General features: G+C 37.3%; 18 protein-coding genes. 4 read left to right on the top strand and 14 right to left on the bottom strand.

Annotation, left to right across the window (positions count from 1 at the left end; all coding sequences use genetic code 11):
* A complete protein-coding gene (locus tag ACOQO5_RS16565; RefSeq protein WP_420582806.1) occupies positions 1-2,223 on the top strand; it encodes an amino acid permease in 2,223 nt (740 codons plus the stop codon).
* Positions 2,224-2,256: 33 nt separating this feature from the next.
* On the opposite strand, the gene ACOQO5_RS16560 is transcribed toward ACOQO5_RS16565, so the two are convergent.
* The 6 genes from ACOQO5_RS16560 to ACOQO5_RS16535 all read right to left on the bottom strand — a co-directional run bounded on the left by ACOQO5_RS16560 (position 2,257) and on the right by ACOQO5_RS16535 (position 7,253).
* A complete protein-coding gene (locus ACOQO5_RS16560; RefSeq protein WP_420582805.1) occupies positions 2,257-2,418 on the bottom strand; it encodes a hypothetical protein in 162 nt (53 codons plus the stop codon).
* 93 nt (positions 2,419-2,511) lie between these two features.
* Positions 2,512-2,787 (bottom strand): hypothetical protein, encoded by a 276-nt coding sequence (locus tag ACOQO5_RS16555; protein WP_420582804.1) that lies wholly within the window; start codon positions 2,785-2,787, stop codon positions 2,512-2,514.
* Positions 2,788-2,836: 49 nt separating this feature from the next.
* A complete protein-coding gene (locus ACOQO5_RS16550; RefSeq protein ID WP_420582803.1) occupies positions 2,837-3,556 on the bottom strand; it encodes an ABC transporter permease in 720 nt (239 codons plus the stop codon).
* Between the two features lie 103 nt (positions 3,557-3,659).
* Positions 3,660-4,688, bottom strand: a complete 1,029-nt coding sequence (locus ACOQO5_RS16545) for a serine hydrolase domain-containing protein (RefSeq protein WP_420582802.1) — start codon at positions 4,686-4,688, stop codon at positions 3,660-3,662.
* Between the two features lie 396 nt (positions 4,689-5,084).
* Positions 5,085-5,600: a hypothetical protein gene (locus ACOQO5_RS16540; RefSeq protein WP_420582801.1), complete on the bottom strand. Its 516-nt coding sequence runs from the start codon at positions 5,598-5,600 to the stop codon at positions 5,085-5,087.
* A gap of 252 nt (positions 5,601-5,852) precedes the next feature.
* Positions 5,853-7,253, bottom strand: coding sequence for a fibrobacter succinogenes major paralogous domain-containing protein (locus ACOQO5_RS16535; protein WP_420582800.1), 1,401 nt, complete (start codon positions 7,251-7,253; stop codon positions 5,853-5,855).
* Positions 7,254-7,552: 299 nt separating this feature from the next.
* On the opposite strand from ACOQO5_RS16535, the gene ACOQO5_RS16530 reads away from it, so the two are divergent.
* Positions 7,553-7,750, top strand: coding sequence for a hypothetical protein (locus ACOQO5_RS16530; RefSeq protein ID WP_420582799.1), 198 nt, complete (start codon positions 7,553-7,555; stop codon positions 7,748-7,750).
* Positions 7,750-8,022 carry a type II toxin-antitoxin system RelE family toxin gene (locus ACOQO5_RS16525; protein ID WP_420582798.1) on the top strand — a complete coding sequence of 91 codons (273 nt, stop codon included), beginning with the start codon at positions 7,750-7,752 and terminating at the stop codon, positions 8,020-8,022. The genes ACOQO5_RS16530 and ACOQO5_RS16525 overlap by 1 nt, the downstream gene beginning before the upstream one ends.
* 317 nt (positions 8,023-8,339) lie before the next feature.
* On the opposite strand, the gene ACOQO5_RS16520 is transcribed toward ACOQO5_RS16525, so the two are convergent.
* Both ACOQO5_RS16520 and ACOQO5_RS16515 read right to left on the bottom strand, forming a co-directional pair.
* Positions 8,340-8,627 (bottom strand): addiction module antidote protein, encoded by a 288-nt coding sequence (locus ACOQO5_RS16520; protein WP_420582797.1) that lies wholly within the window; start codon positions 8,625-8,627, stop codon positions 8,340-8,342.
* A 2-nt stretch (positions 8,628-8,629) separates the two neighbouring features.
* Positions 8,630-8,938 (bottom strand): type II toxin-antitoxin system RelE/ParE family toxin, encoded by a 309-nt coding sequence (locus ACOQO5_RS16515; protein ID WP_420582796.1) that lies wholly within the window; start codon positions 8,936-8,938, stop codon positions 8,630-8,632.
* Between the two features lie 342 nt (positions 8,939-9,280).
* On the opposite strand from ACOQO5_RS16515, the gene ACOQO5_RS16510 reads away from it, so the two are divergent.
* A complete protein-coding gene (locus ACOQO5_RS16510; RefSeq protein ID WP_420582795.1) occupies positions 9,281-10,336 on the top strand; it encodes an IS110 family transposase in 1,056 nt (351 codons plus the stop codon).
* 372 nt (positions 10,337-10,708) lie between these two features.
* On the opposite strand, the gene ACOQO5_RS16505 is transcribed toward ACOQO5_RS16510, so the two are convergent.
* From ACOQO5_RS16505 to ACOQO5_RS16480, 6 genes are all read right to left on the bottom strand, one after another.
* Complete coding sequence (locus tag ACOQO5_RS16505; protein ID WP_420582794.1) at positions 10,709-11,245, bottom strand: hypothetical protein; 537 nt, start codon at positions 11,243-11,245, stop codon at positions 10,709-10,711.
* 336 nt (positions 11,246-11,581) lie between these two features.
* Entirely contained in the window at positions 11,582-13,672 is a 2,091-nt protein-coding gene (locus tag ACOQO5_RS16500; protein WP_420582793.1) for a DUF4357 domain-containing protein, read from the bottom strand.
* Between the two features lie 9 nt (positions 13,673-13,681).
* Positions 13,682-14,950 carry a restriction endonuclease subunit S gene (locus tag ACOQO5_RS16495; RefSeq protein ID WP_420582792.1) on the bottom strand — a complete coding sequence of 423 codons (1,269 nt, stop codon included), beginning with the start codon at positions 14,948-14,950 and terminating at the stop codon, positions 13,682-13,684.
* 79 nt (positions 14,951-15,029) lie between these two features.
* Positions 15,030-17,366 carry an N-6 DNA methylase gene (locus ACOQO5_RS16490; RefSeq protein ID WP_420582791.1) on the bottom strand — a complete coding sequence of 779 codons (2,337 nt, stop codon included), beginning with the start codon at positions 17,364-17,366 and terminating at the stop codon, positions 15,030-15,032.
* Positions 17,363-17,578, bottom strand: coding sequence for a helix-turn-helix transcriptional regulator (locus tag ACOQO5_RS16485; RefSeq protein WP_420582790.1), 216 nt, complete (start codon positions 17,576-17,578; stop codon positions 17,363-17,365). Before ACOQO5_RS16485 ends, ACOQO5_RS16490 begins: the two co-directional genes overlap by 4 nt.
* Positions 17,579-18,077: 499 nt before the next feature.
* A complete protein-coding gene (locus tag ACOQO5_RS16480; protein WP_420582789.1) occupies positions 18,078-18,872 on the bottom strand; it encodes a cation transporter in 795 nt (264 codons plus the stop codon).

The raw sequence follows: 18,872 nt of genomic DNA, 5'->3' as shown, positions 1-18,872 counted from the left end.
ATGAGCAACCTCCTATCCAAAAAGGCCAACTTTGGTACTTTACCGGTTTTCCTCACAGCTATCTCGACCATCCTGGGCGCAGTGATGTTCTTACGTTTCGGGTTTGCCGTAGGAAGTGTAGGATTTCTAGGCACAGTAGCCATTGTAATCATAGGGCACATGGTCACGATACCTACGGCCATGTCTATCGCCGAGATTGCCACCAATCAAAAAGTAGAAGGCGGTGGAGAGTATTACATTATTTCCCGCTCTTTTGGAATAAACATAGGCGCATCTATTGGGATCGCACTTTACCTTTCACAAGCGATTAGTGTAGCCTTTTATGTCATTGCTTTTGGAGAGGCCTTTGATCCAGTCATTACTTGGGCGAACGAAGCTTATGGTTTGGCTATCGGCGACAAAAGATGGATAACGATTCCTGCAGTGCTTCTTCTTAGTATTCTGATGCTAACCAAAGGGGCAGATTTGGGGATGAAAGCCTTGTACATAGTTGTCGCTACTTTGTTTGTGTCGTTGACATTTTTCTTCTTAGGCAGTACAGATTACCATGCCAGTTTGGAAAAATTTGACTTCATGGCACGGGTCACCGAAAGTCAAGACTTCTTCATAGTGTTTGCCATCATCTTTCCCGCCTTTACAGGAATGACTGCTGGAGTAGGCTTGTCTGGTGATCTGAAAGATCCCAAAAAATCCATCCCCTGGGGAACGCTTTCCGCTACGCTGATTGGTATGGTCATTTATGTATTTATCGGATACAAACTCGCAGTCAATGCAAGTCCTGAAGATTTGGTGAATGATCAATTGATCATGTCCAAGATCGCACTCTGGGGCCCTATCATTCCTATAGGTTTGGCAGCAGCTACCATCTCTTCGGCTTTGGGTTCTATCATGGTGGCTCCTAGGACACTACAAGCATTAGCTGCAGACCATATATTCCCTACTGTTGGCATCAACAATTTTCTATCTAAAGGCAAAGCCAACACCAACGAACCTGTGAATGCCACTGTGATAACCGTAGGGCTCGCGCTTTTCTTTGTAAGTATGGGGAGTATTGACTCGGTGGCTAAAGTGATCTCCATGTTCTTTATGGTAACCTATGGTGCGATATGTACCATATCGTTTTTTCAGCATTTTGCGGCAGATCCGTCGTACAGACCGGCTTTCAGATCGAAATGGTACATTTCACTCTTGGGGGCTGTCATGTGTTTATTTTTAATATTTAAAATGGACCCTGCTTATGCAGTAGCCTCTTTAGTCATTATGATTTTGACCTATATTGGATTGTCCAAATTCAATGAAGACAAAGCTGGAATGGCCAATATTTTTCAAGGCGTGATTTTTCAGTTGATCCGTCAGATTCAGGTTTTCATCCAAAAAGCGGATAAAGACGATGACAATTGGAGGCCATCGGTCATTTGTATTTCGGGTTCTTCTTTCGAAAGGCCTACTGCTTTCGAGATGATGAGTTGGATATCGCACCGCTATGGATTCGGCACGTATTTACACTATATCAAAGGTTATTATTCAAATGAAACCAATTTAGAGTCGAAAGAAGAACTAGCACGTCTAATCCGAGTAGCTGATATTTCAGAAAGTAATGTATATGTGGATACGTTAGTATCTCCATCATACACGACAGCAGTAGCGCAAGCGCTACAGCTTCCTAGTGTTTCTGGAAAGGATATCAATATGATGCTCTTTGAGTTTTCAAAAAATCAGCCAGAAGGATTGCAAGAAATCATGGCTAATTACGCCATGGTTCGAGCCTCGGGATTTGATACTTGTATCCTGGCCAGTAGTGATAGAGGATTAGAATCCAAAGCTGAAATCCACATATGGATCAAACCTTCTGACTTCAATAATGCCAACCTGATGATTCTCCTTGGGTTCGTTATCCTAGGTCATCCGCAATGGAAAAAAGCGGAAATTAAAATCTCCGCCATCGTAAATGATGAAGAATTGGAGGAACAAAAAGAAGAATTACTCGAACTGATCAAAACGGGTAGACTGCCCATCTCTGCAAACAATGTTCGTATCATCGAAAGGTCTGAGGGCATGGACAATCGTCAGGTTATCAATGAGCATTCTAAAGATGCAGATTTGACCATTCTGGGATTCCGATCTGAGGCCGCTAAGCAGTTAGGAGAAGAATTATTCCAAGGCTATGATACCATAGGAGATGTTCTTTTTGTAAACAGTACAAAATCCAAGGAAATAAAATAGGACTTTCTCAATGCTAAGGAATTCTATCTCAACCTAAGCCAATGCAAATATCAAAAGTGTAATCAAGCCAACTAGGGCCAAGCTGGTCAACCCGATATAAAAACGGTCATCATTCTTTTTGACATCAGAGTTTTTAGCATCTACTGATTCAGAAATATAAGACTCTACTGAAGGGTTAGTTTTACCGGTAGTCATAATATTAGTATTTAGTTGATTTTAACTTTTCTCTGCTTGTAGAAAGGTCAATATCAATAATACCCTACCTGTGGCTAATAAAGAACGGAAAGACTAAAAGTAGATAGGCAAAAAATAGAGCAAAGGCAGCCAAATGGCCAAGATAGCAAACGCACTATGCCTGAAGTGTCGACCCATTCTAGGGTCATCCGGATGAATTACTTTGGCCAAAGTATAGTTTACAATCCCAATCGCAGGAATACCAACCCAAAGAAATAGAGCAGACTGTTGATGGTCTGAGAGATATTTAAAGGCCATATTATAGATCAACCAGGCATTGGTGAGGTATATAATGGATTGTAGAACTGTGGTCTGAAAAAGCTGGAACATGGCGCAATGATAATGCTAAACTGTGAATTATTCGCTTTGTTCTTTTGAACTATTCTCCCTTTGAGGCAAAATTGGCTTTTACCAAAAATAAAAACAATGCCACCGAAATACCGGCTGAACCAAAGGCCATACACATCACCATGATTTGATAACGAACGGCAATCAAAGGTGAAACACCTGATAATATCTGCCCTGTCATCATACCTGGAAGTGATACCAAGCCTACAGCAAATAAGGAATTGGTGATTGGAATCAATGCTGCTCTCAAAGCGGTATTTCGAGCTTGATTGTAGGCCATGCCTCTTTCCAGCTCTGAAGTCAATCGCTCACCCGCCAAGCTGACACTATTCATAGAATTGGCAAAAATCATCCCTGCCAATGGTATCAGATATTGGGGCAAATACCAAGGATCGAGCATCAGAACACCTTGTGTGATTAAAACCAATACGGCTAAACCTCCTGCCACAATAGCTGCCAATGCTTTAAGCAATAATTCGTTTCTCTTATCACTCAATGTACGTAAGGCAATCCAGCTTGAAGAAAACAACATAACCGCTAACACACCAATCACCATCCAAGCACTGTCAGACTCAAAAATGTAGGTAAGCACATAACCTACTAAGACCAATTGTATGACCATGCGAGCTACCGCCCATATGGAAGTTTTGACTCCCTCCTTCCACTTCCAAAGCACAAATAAAACAGCCAGAACTGGCACAAAAGCTACCAGCAAATTCGGTATATCGATAATTTGAATGGATTTGTCCATTTATGTTTAGGAATAAACTTTAATCGATGGAATATAGCAAAATGTCATTTTCTCAATTCTAGTATAATTATCCGGATATTTTTCAGCTTCTTTAAGAATTGTACTACTCAACTTGTCTTTCCAGAATTTTAACAATTCTATTGTTTATGATCTCTGACAAATTCCAATTGTACAGTTCTGGATCCGTTGTATTATAGAATTCAACAACAACAGCATCCAGGTCTTCATGATATGCTGCAAAACTCTGATATCCCGGCACCCAACCTGCATGCTCATATACATAAATGGAAGAATATATTTCCTGTTCTCCTGGTTCAAACAATGACCCCTCTTTCAATGCTCGTAGGAAAGTACCCACATCTTCGGCTGTGGCTAACATACCATGTTCGTCTGCCTTTAAATCATAAGGATGACCCACATGATAGCCACTCATCACATCGTCTAGATTCACATCATTGAGTGAACCGAAAGTATTGTTAAGATTTAATGGAGTTAGAATTGTTTCCTGAATGAATAGAAAGTTATCGTACCCTAGAATGTCATCCATTATCTTATTGAGTAAAAGATAATTTGTATTGCAATACTCATAATCAGTACCTGGTTCAAAATTGGCTGGCTTGTCCAGAATCAATGCAAGGCTTTCCTCAAACGTTTCAGTAGGTGCGCCCCAAAAATTCGGCGTATCGGTGAAATTAGGAATGCCACTTCGATGCTGAATCATTAGTCTCAACGATATTTTATCAACGTTTTCAATTCTACCTACAAGTTCCGGTAAATAATCCGCAATTGTTTTATCTAGAGAAAGTCTTCCATCACTAACTAATTTGGTTACTGCTACGGCATCATATAATTTGCTGATACTTGCAATTTTGAAAAGAGCATGAGGATTGGCAGGAATTTTGGTTTCTCGATCATGCCAACCAGAAGCCAAATAACGGGGCGGTTTGCCTGACTGATCTACATAAACAATCACACCGTCAAATCCATGTTCAATAGCCTCATCTAACTGTTCTTGAACTGTATCAGGTAACGGAAGTACCCACGCCTTGACCAAGAGCCAAGGAACGAAGAACAAGGACACTACGGTCGCCCCAATTAATACTATTCTAAAAATTACTTTCTTTTGTTTCATAGTCGTTCTATTTCAGGGACTGAATTTTTTATATACTCACACCGCGGATACTTCATTCGTGCGTTTGCTATGAAATTACTCACATATATGCTACGTAACTCTAGACTTATTAATATCTACTAAAGTATCGGATATGCTCAGAAGTTTCAAGTAACTAGGTAGAGCCTTGTGATATATCGATTGTTAGACTCTATAATATGTTTATCGTCTTTTTTATACTTTACCCGATAAGGTATAATTACTTGCATTTTCATATTTATACCTTAAGGGGTATAGCGTTATAAGGATAATGCAAACAACATGAGCACAGTTCATCAAAGGAAAAAGAAATTGAGAACGATTTTAGTAAATTAGATAGCGACAGGGTTATTCATGGAACACCTTGTTACCATCATTTTAAAGATTTAATGTGTACAGCAAACTGTCTGAACTAAATTCATACACATCTAATACAGGGTTCGAATACTGAGTTGAACCAGCGTTGATTGCTCTAACAGGAGAATTGGTGTCAATACCAGCGTTAATCGTTGGATAAAACACCCTTGGTTTAATAGCAATTTCACAGTTCTTGGGAGCCTCTAAAATTGGAATAACAATCCACTTAATAGAATCGTTGGTGTATGCAGATTTATAAAAACCTTTAAAAAAGCCAAAGTTAGGTCTACTGCGATGTTCAAGCCAAGGTATACCGATTCTTACTATTTCTCCTGTTGAGGTAGTTAGAGAAATTTCTTCAGCTTCATATGTTTTGATGTGCAGTTGTTCAGCAATGGATTCGTTAATTGATTCAGAGTTGCAATTATGTTCCACCATTGAGTTATAGAAAAAGTGCCATTGCCAATAGAATAAGCTATACGCCGTCAACATCATTGCTAAAACACCTATGACTATTTTTCGTCGACTTGAGAGCATGCTTGGTTAGTTGATGGTAACGCCGCTGTTTCATTCGTGGCGTGTGATTTAGTTTAAGTGTCGGCTACAAGATAGCCAAATCTCTGATTTGGTCTATCCTTTTTTCAATTCCATAGAGCTAATCTGAGATATGGCGGGGCTTCCAGAATGCAGAGAATTTTCGTCTACATCTGAATCGCCGTGATTTGATACAGCATGTTATGTTCATATTTTTAAAGGTGCTAATATCAAAGAAATTGCTGAGCTATGTAATTAATCCTTTATGCACCTTACAGAAAGACCATTTCCTTTACCATAACTGAAGTTATCGACCCTACTTATATTATAGAACATTCCAAAATTCTTAGCTTCAGTTGATGTGCTTTCAGTACTTGTCCACCAATACCCAAACTTTCCTAAATCTAAAAATTCAGCTAATGTTGAATAATCATGTCTTCCTCCAGCAGGAAGAGCAGTGAACCCTAATTCATCTGTAGCTGAACTATTCGGAGATGCCCAAAAATCATTTCCTGTATCTTTCAATATTCCCCCTGCAATTTCACTTCCCCCGGCATATTCTATGAGAGTTAACCATTCGGATTCCGTCGCTACATGCCAACTTGTTGGACATAGCATATCAGTTTCTACAGCATACCAATTATAAAGTATACCATATTCTTCGTATGTACTTTCGTCATTCGAATTCCAACTATATGCTGCATTATTTGATAAAATCCAATCCTCCTGGTTAATGATGTTTTCAATTGGTGTCCCGTCTGTTAATGATGTCGCTTTAAGATTTTCTCCCATCCAAACTTGATCACCAATTTGAACTGTCTTATATATTTTATCATCTCGAGAATCGATCCAATCTTCGCCAGCACTCCAACCTTCAGGTGTTAATTCAACGGTTAACGGAGTCGTTCTATGTTGGAATAAACTATCCCTAGATATGGTAGTAGTGAAAACGTCATAACCCTCACTTGATATTCTCAAATCATAATTAGAATATCCATCCTTGATTACTAATGAATTGTTTGCAATAGCCTGCAGTCCTTTTGAAAAGGTATAAGTTTCACTAGAAATTTCAACTTCAGCGCTTAACAATAAATCCAAATTGCCTTGTTCGGAAGCATTAATTAAAAACGAAAAAAGATTAACTTCTGACAAATTAAATCCAGCTAACCCAAAATCCTCGAAACTTAACTCTTCCGTTGAAATTACTTCTATCTCTATCCCTGTGATTTCATCCGCTGTAATTGTAAATGAAATCGGTAACGGATCTATGACGTTTTGCGCTTGAGATGAACCTTCTAATGGGGTAATATATATTATGTTGTCATCCGCATCTATGACTAGAAATTCTGTAACATTATAGTCACCAATAGGTAGAGAAATTTTCTGGCTAATATAATTCCCATCAATCTGATACAATTCAATTTCTGTTAAATTGTATTCCGTGGATGACTCATCTCCATTTTCTATTGTGATTAATATGGCGTCTGCATCACTTAACAAAACATTCAAACGCCTCCCACTTGAGTTGTTTGATATTGATTGCAAATCGATTTGAATTTCTCCAGTTAATTGAATAGAGTCATCATTATGCTGATCACAACTGAAAATGGATAATGAAAACAGGATGAGTAAAGAGAATCTATTAAAAAGTTTCATTTAGGATAAGTTTAGTTTTTCAAAAATACATCTATTCGGTCATTGATCATAACGTCTCTGTATAGGGCGTGCCTCTACAGTTTCTAAAAGCACTAAGGTAACCGATACGGTCTACACAGCAAAAGTCGGTCTTCTGGAATTCTGTTGATTCGAGAATGCTGCGGATACAGATGCCCATTCCTCGGTATTCTAGAGATTCCAATCGGATCGGTGGAACATCTTCTTGCATTGATTCGGTAAGTGAGCATGGGCATGACCTTATCACAGACTGTTATGATCATTTTTCGTATCTTTACCGTATGAGTTCAATAGTCATAAATCCCAAAAATGAAAAGGAGCTGCGATTTGTAGCTGAGTTACTTAAAAAACTTGGAGTTGCTTCAAAGGTTTTGTCTGATGAAGAGCAAGAGGATCTTGGATTAGGGTTGTTGATGAAAGATGTTGATCGTTCTGACTTAACATCTGAGGATGACGTTCTAGGTAAGCTAGCCAGTTAATGAACGTCAAATACCTCAAGAAATTCAGCAAGGATCTGGATAAAGTTAAACAGCCAAAGGATAAGAAAGCTCTACTGGCAATGATTCAAGAGGTTAAGTCGGTTGAGACAATTCATGAAGTTTCAGGGATTAAGAAATTGGTAGGTTTTCAAGACGCTTATCGAATCAGAGTTGGTCAGTTAAGAGTTGGAATATTTCTATCTGATGGCGGTACGACAGTTGAGTTTGCTAGAGTTTCCTATCGAAAAGATATTTATAAAGTCTTTCCTTAGACTATCTAAAGAAGGTAGAAATCCAAAGTATTAGGATTACTCCGATCATAACCATAAAAATCATCTTATACGATATTTTATCTCAAGGCATTAGCGGCATTATCTCAAATTTTGTTGATGGTAACGCCGCTGTTTCATTCGTGGCGTGTGATTTAGTTTAAGTGTCGGCTACAAGATAGCCAAATCTCTGATTTGGTCTATCCTTTTTTCAATTCCATAGAGCTAATCTGAGATATGGCGGGGCTTCCAGAATGCAGAGAACTTTCGTCTACATCTGAATCGCCGTGATTTGATACAGCATGTTGTGAGTCGTTTTTTTAAGCTGTTCCTACGTGTAGATTACTGCCAACTGCCCTTAAAACTTTTAAAACTGTTTCAAATTGAGGTTTAGCCCCTTTGGATAATGCTTTATAGAGACTTGGTCTACTAAGCCCTGTTTCAGCTGCTATCTTAGTCATTCCTTGAGCCTTCGCAATGTGTCCAATAGCAGTTAGGATATCTGCTGAATCACCATCTTCCAAAACAGAGTTAAGGTATTCAGCAATCATTTCATCATCTTCTAAATATTCTGCAATGTCGAATTTTGATGTTTTGTTAGTCGCCATGATTAATCAATTTCATTTTTGTAGTCCAACCAAAGTTGTTTCGCTTTATCAATGTCCTTTTGTTGAGACGACTTGTCACCTCCATTCAAAAGAAACACAATTCTACCATTCACATCTTTCAAATAGACTCGGTAGCCCTTTGCATAGTGAATTCGAAGTTCACTAATTCCTTGTCCAACTGATTCACAGTCACCAAAGTTGCCATGTTCTTGTATTCGCTGAATTCTGAAAAGTATTTTGGCCTTAGCTCGCTTGTCTTTAAGCTTTCTAAGCCACTTATCGAATTCACCAGTCTTTTCTATAGAATACATACGCAAATGTATTCACTTGGATACAGTAATGCAATTGATTTGTTAAAATGCAAAGGATGAAATTCGATAACTCACAACGCCTGTGTAGGACGATGTGCCCTCACAGATTGATTAAGGCAGAAAGATAACCGATCCGAGCTCAACCACAAAAGTCTGTTTGGTCATTACGTTTGATTTGGAATGCTACTGATACCACGAATGCTTTCTCGGCATTGTAGAGATTCCGCGAGGAGCGGTGGTGCTGATGCTGGCATTGATTCGGTAAGCTCGCAAGGGCATTCGTTCCTAGTTCCCATGATATAACCCAATGGCGTTAATACTAAAAACCAAAGGATTTATATCATGGATGATTTAAGTAAATACAATTTATTCATTGGCATTGATGTTCACAAGCGAAACTGGTCTGTCAGTATATTTTCAGCCAGTATTCATCATCGAACTTTTAGTCAACCACCCCATCCAGAAGCACTGAAGTCCTATATTGACAAACATTTTAAGGAAGCTAGAGTGATTTGTGCCTATGAGGCATCAAAGCTTGGTTTTTGGATTTTCAGGGTATTGGAGCGTTATGGTTATCGGTGTTTGGTGGTCAATCCAGCAGATATTCCCACCACTAATAAGGAAAGTAGTGAAAAGACAGATCCGGTGGATAGTCGTAAAATAGCCAAGGCACTCAGAGCTGGTTTACTTCGTGGGATCTACGTTCCTCAGGTGGATACCGAAGGGGACCGACAGTTGTTTCGATATCGTAAGAAGTTATGGGGTGATTTGGTAAGAATAAAGAATCGCATTAAGGATAAGTTCTTGTTCGCAGGTATAGACTTACCAAAAGCATACGACAATGCTTATTGGAGTAAACCATTTTTGGCTTGGATTCCTACCGTACAATTTGAGTCTGAAAGCACCAAATTGACTGTTGATTTTCTTTTAGAACAATATCACTTTGTCTACGCTCATTTTCTGAAAACATCAATAGCTGTTCGACGACTACAAAGGCAGGCCAAGTACAAGACAAGAGCAAAACTACTACGAGGAATTCCAGGGATTGGTCCCTTGACTACCGTTCAGCTATTGACTGAAATAGAGGACATCAACCGCTACCCCAACTTCAAACATTTCAATGGATTTGTCGGCTTAAAGCCAATGACGCATTCAAGTGGTGAACGGGACTTAAAAGGCTACATGACTTACCGTCGGCACAATGCCTTGCGTAGCTCATTGATTGAATGCGCCTGGAGCAGTGTGCAAAAGGATCCGGCGATGCTCATACGTTATGAGCAGCTGCTGCAAAACCACACCAAAAAGCGGGCGATCGTAATCATAGCCAGAAAATTATTATCAAGAATATATCATGTACTCAAAACAGGAGAAGCCTATGAAGTAGGATTGGTTAAATAAAAGCCAGAAGCTAGTAATAATAAAGTCCACCAAAAGATACACACCTCGACCACTTAACATGGTGTGAGCCCTGAGCTCTTGCTCATAGTATGTGGCGAGGTGTAATTTTCTATCTGATGGGAAGCTGTGACCGACAACTGGATCACTAATGGAAGCATGACTTGTATTATGCTAGACAAAGGAAATTGACAACTCACAATAAGTAAAGGCGTGGGAATTACAACAATACTCACACAGGAAAACTGCGGCCATCCTTGACTTATTGTGATCCGCCAATTGAATCAAAGCCAACATAAAAAAGTCTTTAAAAAAGAAATTGAGAACGAATATTAGTAAATTAGATAGCGATAGGGTTATTCATGGAACACCTTGTTAGGTGTTTTTTTGATATATCACTTTGTCAAGTTCGTTACGCTTGTATAAAATGAAGGTTGTGTAAGGAAAAACACGGTATTTGATAGTTAGCATAAGGATAAATATTAGCAATATCGTTGTTCCTAGTGTTAGAAAGGTAATTAGTTCTAGTTGAGTTAAACCACCACTTAGTACATCGTTGAACTGATAAGAAGTTAATCCAAACATGGATAAGAACCAGATTGCTCCTCCGAGAAAGATCCAACTTCTATATTGAATTACTGCTATTAGGATGAATAAATTGATAATTAGATCATAGAGTGTTGTGAAGTTGTTACCCAATTGTTCTACTAAATTGAATAAAACGTTCAGAGAAAGTAAGAAAACCAGTAAACTATGCAAAACCCTGTTTCTTATTCGCTGATGAAGAGTTGGCAGAGAAGCTAACGATTTTCTTAATTTTTCTTCATCAATTTGGCTGTTGAGTTCATTGAATACCTCGTCCTTGGTTAGCCCGTCAACCAAAAGTTTTTTTACCTGGGTTCTTATGCTCATGGGAGTAGTTACACCTAACGCCTGGCTAAGAAACGTAGGGGAGTTTGAAATGCTTCCCTTTCAGTTTGATCATGAGCCAAGCCAAATATTTTTATAATTTAATTACTTTTTTCATTATCAAAATTTTGGATTGGCGGACTATCCAAAAGCTCTGAACTCTCGAACACCACCGAACCCCTATGTTTTCTTAACCCTTGTTGTATGCCGTCTTTTTCCTTTTGTAGCAGACTGTTTCGGTTTACCACCGTGCGGTTGCTAGACATACTCTTTGGCAGGTTTTGGCTTGTGTGATTGCCTTGTGCGACTTGCCAATGTGTATGGCTGAGAAGGGCTGGCTCAAGCATCTCCATACTTATCCTTTAAACTTTCACCGTGCTCATTTTTCCAACTCGTCCAGCCGTTTCTATTTCCAGCGTTAACAAATTTAGCAGCACCACTTGGCGTGTCAAACTGATGATCTTGCAAGATTTCAATTTCGTTCCCATCAATGTTATGAGACAATGTTTCAATCAATGTATTTCTTGTCTGCTTATATGGCTCTTTAGTTGAAGGTGTATATTCTCTATTGATTCTACTCCCCCTCAATAATGTCAGTTCATGAGTTTCAGGATTAAAATATCCTGATGCGTTGTTGAAAAGAAAAAGTTCTCGAACAATAGATTCAGCAGGAGTTTCGGCTTCTGGCTCAGGAGAATAATTGGTTTCAAAGTCAACTTTGATAGCTTTAATCTGATCAAAAAGAGCTCTGAAATGTTTAAAGTCTTCTTCAGTGAAATCTTTGCTTTTTTCTGCTAGTATATTTTTTGCTTTATCTTTTGTCTCGTCAGTTATTGAATCAAGAGATTTTCCTTTGAATTGATATTCCGCTAAAGACTCTTTAAATGCTTCTTCAAAGTGATTTGAATCGAACATGTTTTCAACTGTAAATGCTTTGCTTTTGTGATCCGAATGTTTCGGGTACTTAAATGCATAGAACCCCAATTCATGTCTTTTTTTATTCTGACTATTAGGAAATTGACTTTTGGTGTTTGATAATTCTGTTCTTCCAGTATCATCATCATCAAATATTCCAATGAATAGCTTTCCATAATCAACTTCACTTGTTCTGAGTCCCAACATCATTGGTGGGATGTTGCAAGCAGAATTCATGTTGAAAATATCAAAACTTAGTTCTGGGTAATCAGACTTTAAAGTATTAAAAGCATTTTGAATGTGAATTTTATCGTGTTTCCCTTCTACAAATAATGAAACTGGTTTTTGAGAAGAATTAAAAATGTTTTGCTCCTGTAAATTCCAAAACTCATTGGTTAAATCATTTACAATTTCTTGTTTGGTTTTATCCTCTATAGTGACTTTTCCATCTTTGTTGACAAGCATGTACACATTGTCATTTTCAAAGCAATGAGTTAAAGTTGGAGAATGTGTAGTCAGAATTGATTGAACATGAACCTTGTCTTCTAAATCGTAAAGTAGATTTTTAATCTTTTCTTTATTGCTGATATGGATGTGTGAATCAGGTTCATCCATTAATAGAAGTGAATTGTCATCCGCAAAAATCCGTGTGATAAATTTAATTAAGATCTGTTTCTTTTCTCCTTCACTTAACTCTTCTGTAGAATAGCCATCTTCAAAAAACAGTTCTATCTTATTGATCAGTTTCCAGTTATCTTCCTTCGGGAGTAGGCATATAGAAAGTAGCTTAAATAAATCGGTATGAGTGTACGGAATACTGCTTCTAAAATTATCCAAAGAAATAGAGTAACGTTCAGGGTTTTCTGTGTTTTGTGTTGCTAAGGTTAAGATGCTTGCAGCAAAACGTGTTACGTCATTTGGTTTTCTAGAATTATAATTTGTAATGTTATCGGTATTGTGTTTTTTGAATTCGAGTTCGATTCTATCAATTTTTCGATCATCTAGAATATCTGATAAATCTAAATCTGAAACGATCATTGTTAATAAAGCAGTATTCCAATAATACTTATTGATGAATACCATTTTTTGACGCTCTGAAAAATTAGTTTTTGAACTAATTACATTTTTCATGAAGTCGTCATAAAATTTGAAATAATATCTATTCCATAGTCTCGCTTCTTCTCCGCTGTACACGCTAATTATTTGATTGGGCAAATAATCAGTTGTATCACTCAAATTATATTGATATCGACTTCTTGAAGTTTTGGTGTGGTCGTATGAGATTGTAATCGGTGCATCACCTTTTTCATAAGATAATTCATAGCTAAAAGTAGGATCAAAATCACGATCAAAAAGCCCCGCAAACGCACTACTCAATGCTTCAATCAGATTACTCTTACCACTACCATTATTTCCTATCAAAAGTGTTATTCCATTACTTTTTTCAAAATCAAGATGCAATGAGTCAAGGTTTTTGAAGGTGCTTTTTATTTCAAATGATTTGAGTTTTATCATGATTATACTCTAATAAAATATTTCTGATTCGAATTCATTGAGAGCAGTTTCTCTTAGATGTTCTGATTTTTTCAAGAATTGCATGGCATCAGATTTCATTGCCTCAACTTTAGAAACGATTAAGTCTTGATCCTTCTTCGGAGGAATAGGTATCAATATGTCTTTAAGTTTACTTATTGTTATGGCAGGGTAAAGTGCTCCTGACATTTGATTCTTTAGTTGTTCAATCCCATAGTCTGACATCAAATAAATCTTAAGGAATGATAGATTGTAATTTGATTTAGGTTCGATAACTGAAAAACCAGAAGAACATACCTGACCATCGTGTTGATTACCAACAATGGCAAATCGCTTTAAGTAAGGCCTAGTAGTTCCAATAATTAAATCATTCTCTTTCACGGTCTGGGATGCCCGGCTTGGAGCTTTTTTTGTCAATGTCTTGGTAGATTCTTTAATTCCGAAAAGAGGGTCAACCCCACCAATTTCTATGTAGTCAAAGTATTCCTTGGTTTCTATTTTTTTTGACCATGCACGTTTTGTAAATGAAAAGTAGTCTCCTAAACACTGAACCTGATTTTTTGAGTTTTTCAATTCATTGTAAATCGCGTTATCTGATGAAAAGACATCCCATCTTTCTAAGTCTTTATATTTAAAGAGCTCGAATCGTTTTTTAACTTTTACCCTGCCAAGGGGTGGTAAGGATAATTTTTTTAAGAAGAATGCCGTACTTTCAATTTCAAGGTGATTGGCTTTTTGATATAATTGATTCGCTTCTAATATTTTTGAATTATAGTTGCTTAGTATTTCTAATTGTAATGTTTTTGAAGGAACTGGTATTGTGAAGCCTAGAAATTCTTTTTCATTTACTCTTTGTCTTCCAGTGGTGCCAGAGCTTGCTTTCTGACAAAGTTCGTTGAATCGTTTGGAAGCAGTTATTAGAACGAAAAACTGTGGAAGTATAACGTCTTCATTGATATTGTAGCTCAAAAAATCTTGAGTGGTAATTGCGCCTTCTAATTCTTCTGGAACAATACCGAAAGCACCATTACGAGCATCTATTTTACTCATAATGAATTGTCCATTCGAGACTCTGTATTGGTTTTTAGTACCTATTGTTTTGCCGACTATCAAGTCGTTACCACGCTGAATGACGCCTTTACCATATAATTTTATCGTGACTTGCTTATAAAGCCCATCATCTTCAATAATCTCCTTCTCCTTATTTCTAGTGATAAGCTCGCCTATTGGAAGCAGGGAAAAACCTTCTTTGTATAGCAAATCTTTGTGCAAAATGGAACCAGCACTCCAGTTTGATATATCTCGAAAGTTTACCTCATTGATATATTTGTGTGAAGTATTAGTCTGCATGCTTTCCATAAAATATTTCAGGTTCACCTACAACATTACCATCCAATAATCTCAGCCTTGTAATGCCACCGTCATCAGCTATTGGGTATTGAACTTCACTTATGGGGTTAGACCATAATTTTTCTTTCTTTCGGTATTCCTGAAATTCTCTTGAAACTTCTTCCAATTCATTTTCACAAGGAGCACCAGTACTTGAAATACCTGCTTTTTCAACTTCAATCACTGGAATAGCATAATCAAATTTATCTTTTACGATTTTCTTTATTTCAGAAACTATGACTTCTTCCAATTGCTTTTTACTCTCTTTGTAATTTGCTTTTAACACAGAAAGGGCTGCTTTTTCCTTTGATTTTTTAAGCTCTAATTCTTTTGCTTCAAACTCCTTTTTTAGTTTTTCCAGAGCAGGTTTATGTTTATCATTTATTTCTTTGGTAGTAGTTTTTACTAGCTTGGAATATGTGGCTTCTTCTTCTTGAGTGAACTTTTTCAGAAATAGAAGGCTTGGTTTAACAGTAGCACCTGATGCTATAAAGACATCCTGAGGAATTGAAGTTATGTTGATAATTTTTGCTTTGCCTTCAATGTATTCCCTGATTTTTTGAAGAGCACTGTTGTTTAATACGCCTTCAGGTAAAACCGCACCAACACGACCACCAGGTTTTAAAAGGTTTAAGCATTTTTCAAGAAACAGTACTTCGGTTAGGCCACTCCATTTGCCAACGTCAAAAATATCTAGCAAGGCTTTTCCTCTACTTTTACCATGTCCGTTATCGTGTTCAGACCATTCTCTAAGTTGTTTAACTACTTTAGATTCATAGTCTCCATAACGATTTTCATAATACTTGATTTTTTCGGCAGAAGGTATATCGGAAGAAGTAACCTTTAATGTTTTGTTAACTCTAGAGCCAAAAGGTGGATTGGTTAGAATTACATCAAAGCGACCATCAAAGATGCCATTTACAGGAAGTAAGCCATCATGATGATGAACACCTCCATGACCGTCTCCATGCATAATCATATTCATTTTCGCTGTCCGTGCCATTCTTGGATTAGCATCAGAACCGAATATGCATTCATATGATAATTCTCTTAATCTGCCATCTTTATTATTAATGTCTAATTCGAAATTTAATTTAGCGAATAAATCATCGACCTCTTTGGCTATTTCTTCTTGTTTCTTCTCATGTAATTCCCCAAAATTATCTCCAAAGTATTGAGACTTAATGAGTTCTTTTTCACTTTGTATTGCGGTTTCTATTTTTTCTCTAACATATTCGAAAGCTTTAATCAAAAAACCACCACTGCCGCAGCAAGGATCACATACTAGTTCACCTTCTTCAGGATCCAGAACTTCAACCATATAATCCACTATGGTACGAGGTGTAAAGAATTGACCTAGTTCCCCTCTAAATGTTCTCCCTAAAAATTCTTCGAAAGCAATACCTTTTACGTCGTCAGAAGTGTCTGATAAGTTATATTTTTCAAGCTCTTTAACTATTTGTAAAAAACTTGTTTCTCTGATTTTGATAGAATCATTCGTGTCAAATAAATCATCTTCTTTAAAAATTTCCTTAGTCTGCTCAAAGAAATGTTGGTAAAAAGGGACACCTCCTTTTCCAGTAATCTTTTCATAAGCAGATTTCAATTCTTCAAATTCACTTCTAGAGAATAGAGCCTTGGTTTTTGATTGTTCCCTTTCATAACGAATTTTCATAAATAGGATCTTGCTTATTTCGTCAAAGGCTGCTTCAGGTGAAAGTTTGTCATTATTTCTGATGATATTATGACACTTGAATAGTAGTCTACTAAATTCATCTCGAGTAAAAGCCTTCGTTTTACTTAAGAGTTCTTCAATTTTTTTACTGTCATCTAATTGTTCTGCATTTGGGATTTCCACAACCTCCTCTAGTCGTTTAGGCATTTTTCCTTTTACAACTCGGAAGAATTTAGTGTCTTTCAGATTTGTGGTTACAAAAAAATCAGCACCAGCCCATGATGCATAATTGTACCCTTGGTAGTAATCCTCTTCACGAACCGTAATGTGTTCAGCTTTACACTCTATTACTATGATCGGGCTGTTGTCGTTAGTTCGGTCTTCATTAGATTTCCAAATAACTATGTCGGCTTGAGCTTTTCCTTGACCTCTTTTAGAATTATTGACTTTGACTTCTTGAGCCATTTGGTCAAGTTTAAACCCGTATGTATTAACAAGGTGAACAATGTATTCTTGTCTCACTTCTTCTTCTGGAGTCTTGACGAACCATTGGTCTTTTATGGGAGAGTAGATTTTATTCTTCTTCTCGTCTATTTGCTTTTCTAGTTTCATTTTTCGTCAAGTGTTGAGTTGAGCAAATCTTTAACATCAATGCCGAGCAATTTTCCAATTTCGACTAGTGTGTCTAAGGAGGGTTGAACCTCATTAGTGCACCATCTTGAAACTGTTGTTTCGTTCTTGTTCAGCTGCTCAGCAAGCCATTTGTTGGTTTTGCTCCTTTCAGCCAATACTACCTTAAGTCGATTAATTGCTCTTTTATTCATATCAATTAGCATGAAACGCTAATGTATGAACTTTTAATGAATGTTTGTTTTTCTTTTTACAGAAGTTTAAGCTGGGTGGTGGTGGGGATTTTAGCTCTTTTGGTTTTTTTGGGTGGATTTATGCGTTGGCAAAAACCAAATGTGCTAAAATGTGCGGTGGTTTTTACGTTCCCACATGGCATACAACGACCCGGCTAAGAAACGTAGGGGAGTTTGAAACACTGCCCTTTCAGTTTAGCACTTAGCCAAGCCAAATATTTTTATAATTATCTTTCTTTTTTCATTATCAAAATTTTGGTTTGGCGGACTTGATTAAAAGCTCCAAACCTTCCATTTACCACTGAAACCCCTATGTTTTTTTAGCCATTGTTATGCCCTTTTTTTATTTTTCACGCTCTGTTTGTGGCGTTGGCAAAGACATACTCTTTTGCAATTTTCGGCATGCGTGTCGGGTTGAGCGAATTGCAAATGTGTATGGCTTTAAGTGTTGGCTATTCAGTTACTTGCTCAATTTTAATATCCTAAACGCTCCTTGAATTACCAAACCAAAAACAATTGTTCCAATAATCAAGTCAGGTCTGCTTGAGTTCAACCAATTTACCAAAAGTCCAGCGATTATAACTCCCAAATTTATGATAACATCATTTGAGGTAAAAATCATACTTGCTTTCATATGTGCTTCTTCTTTGCTTTTTGACTTTTGTAAAATGTAAAGGCAAATTCCGTTTGCGATAAGTGCACAAAGCGACACGATTATCATTGTCGAAAAGTCTGGTAGTTTTTCCGCTCCGAAAAAACGTCTTAAAACTTCTATAAATCCGACAATCGCAAGTGTGATTTGAAAATATCCAGCAAGTTTTGCAATCCGCTTTTTCTTAATTATCGTTCCACCAACAGCAAACAAACTAATTCCGTAAACAAAGCTGTCCGCAAGCATATCCAAACTGTCAGCAACCAATCCCATAGATTTAGAAATCAGTCCTGTGGATATTTCGATAATGAAAAAGGAAAAATTGATAGCAAGTACAATCCAAAGTAGTCTTTTTTGGTTTGTATTTTCGTTAAAGTCCGTTTGGTCGGTTTGCTCTGTCGAGATTTTCTTTCCGCCTAAATTCAGTTCGATAACGGACTTTTCGATTTGGTCGGTTTCTCCGCTGTGAAAAACGGTCAGTTTTCGGTTCGGAATATCAAAGTCGAGATTCGCAATACTTGAAATTTCGTCCAATTTCATTCGGATTAAATTTTCCTCTGAAGGACAGTCCATTTTGGTTATTTCAAAGATTGTTTTTTGCAT

This window comes from Reichenbachiella sp., assembly GCF_965223055.1.
Lineage (GTDB): Bacteria > Bacteroidota > Bacteroidia > Cytophagales > Cyclobacteriaceae > Reichenbachiella.
The sequence above is the reverse complement of the archived record's forward strand: the minus strand, read 5'-3'. Positions and strand labels throughout refer to the sequence as shown.

Bases quoted from the DNA above. Each gene is read 5' to 3' on its own strand.
- ACOQO5_RS16565 (WP_420582806.1), top strand. From the start codon at position 1: ATGAGCAACCTCCTATCCAAAAAGGCCAACTTTGGTACTTTACCGGTT.
- ACOQO5_RS16560 (WP_420582805.1), bottom strand. From the start codon at position 2,418: ATGACTACCGGTAAAACTAACCCTTCAGTAGAGTCTTATATTTCTGAA.
- ACOQO5_RS16555 (WP_420582804.1), bottom strand. From the start codon at position 2,787: ATGTTCCAGCTTTTTCAGACCACAGTTCTACAATCCATTATATACCTC.
- ACOQO5_RS16550 (WP_420582803.1), bottom strand. From the start codon at position 3,556: ATGGACAAATCCATTCAAATTATCGATATACCGAATTTGCTGGTAGCT.
- ACOQO5_RS16545 (WP_420582802.1), bottom strand. From the start codon at position 4,688: ATGAAACAAAAGAAAGTAATTTTTAGAATAGTATTAATTGGGGCGACC.
- ACOQO5_RS16540 (WP_420582801.1), bottom strand. From the start codon at position 5,600: ATGCTCTCAAGTCGACGAAAAATAGTCATAGGTGTTTTAGCAATGATG.
- ACOQO5_RS16535 (WP_420582800.1), bottom strand. From the start codon at position 7,253: ATGAAACTTTTTAATAGATTCTCTTTACTCATCCTGTTTTCATTATCC.
- ACOQO5_RS16530 (WP_420582799.1), top strand. From the start codon at position 7,553: ATGAGTTCAATAGTCATAAATCCCAAAAATGAAAAGGAGCTGCGATTT.
- ACOQO5_RS16525 (WP_420582798.1), top strand. From the start codon at position 7,750: ATGAACGTCAAATACCTCAAGAAATTCAGCAAGGATCTGGATAAAGTT.
- ACOQO5_RS16520 (WP_420582797.1), bottom strand. From the start codon at position 8,627: ATGGCGACTAACAAAACATCAAAATTCGACATTGCAGAATATTTAGAA.
- ACOQO5_RS16515 (WP_420582796.1), bottom strand. From the start codon at position 8,938: ATGTATTCTATAGAAAAGACTGGTGAATTCGATAAGTGGCTTAGAAAG.
- ACOQO5_RS16510 (WP_420582795.1), top strand. From the start codon at position 9,281: ATGGATGATTTAAGTAAATACAATTTATTCATTGGCATTGATGTTCAC.
- ACOQO5_RS16505 (WP_420582794.1), bottom strand. From the start codon at position 11,245: ATGAGCATAAGAACCCAGGTAAAAAAACTTTTGGTTGACGGGCTAACC.
- ACOQO5_RS16500 (WP_420582793.1), bottom strand. From the start codon at position 13,672: ATGATAAAACTCAAATCATTTGAAATAAAAAGCACCTTCAAAAACCTT.
- ACOQO5_RS16490 (WP_420582791.1), bottom strand. From the start codon at position 17,366: ATGAAACTAGAAAAGCAAATAGACGAGAAGAAGAATAAAATCTACTCT.
- ACOQO5_RS16485 (WP_420582790.1), bottom strand. From the start codon at position 17,578: ATGAATAAAAGAGCAATTAATCGACTTAAGGTAGTATTGGCTGAAAGG.
- ACOQO5_RS16480 (WP_420582789.1), bottom strand. From the start codon at position 18,872: ATGCAAAAAACAATCTTTGAAATAACCAAAATGGACTGTCCTTCAGAG.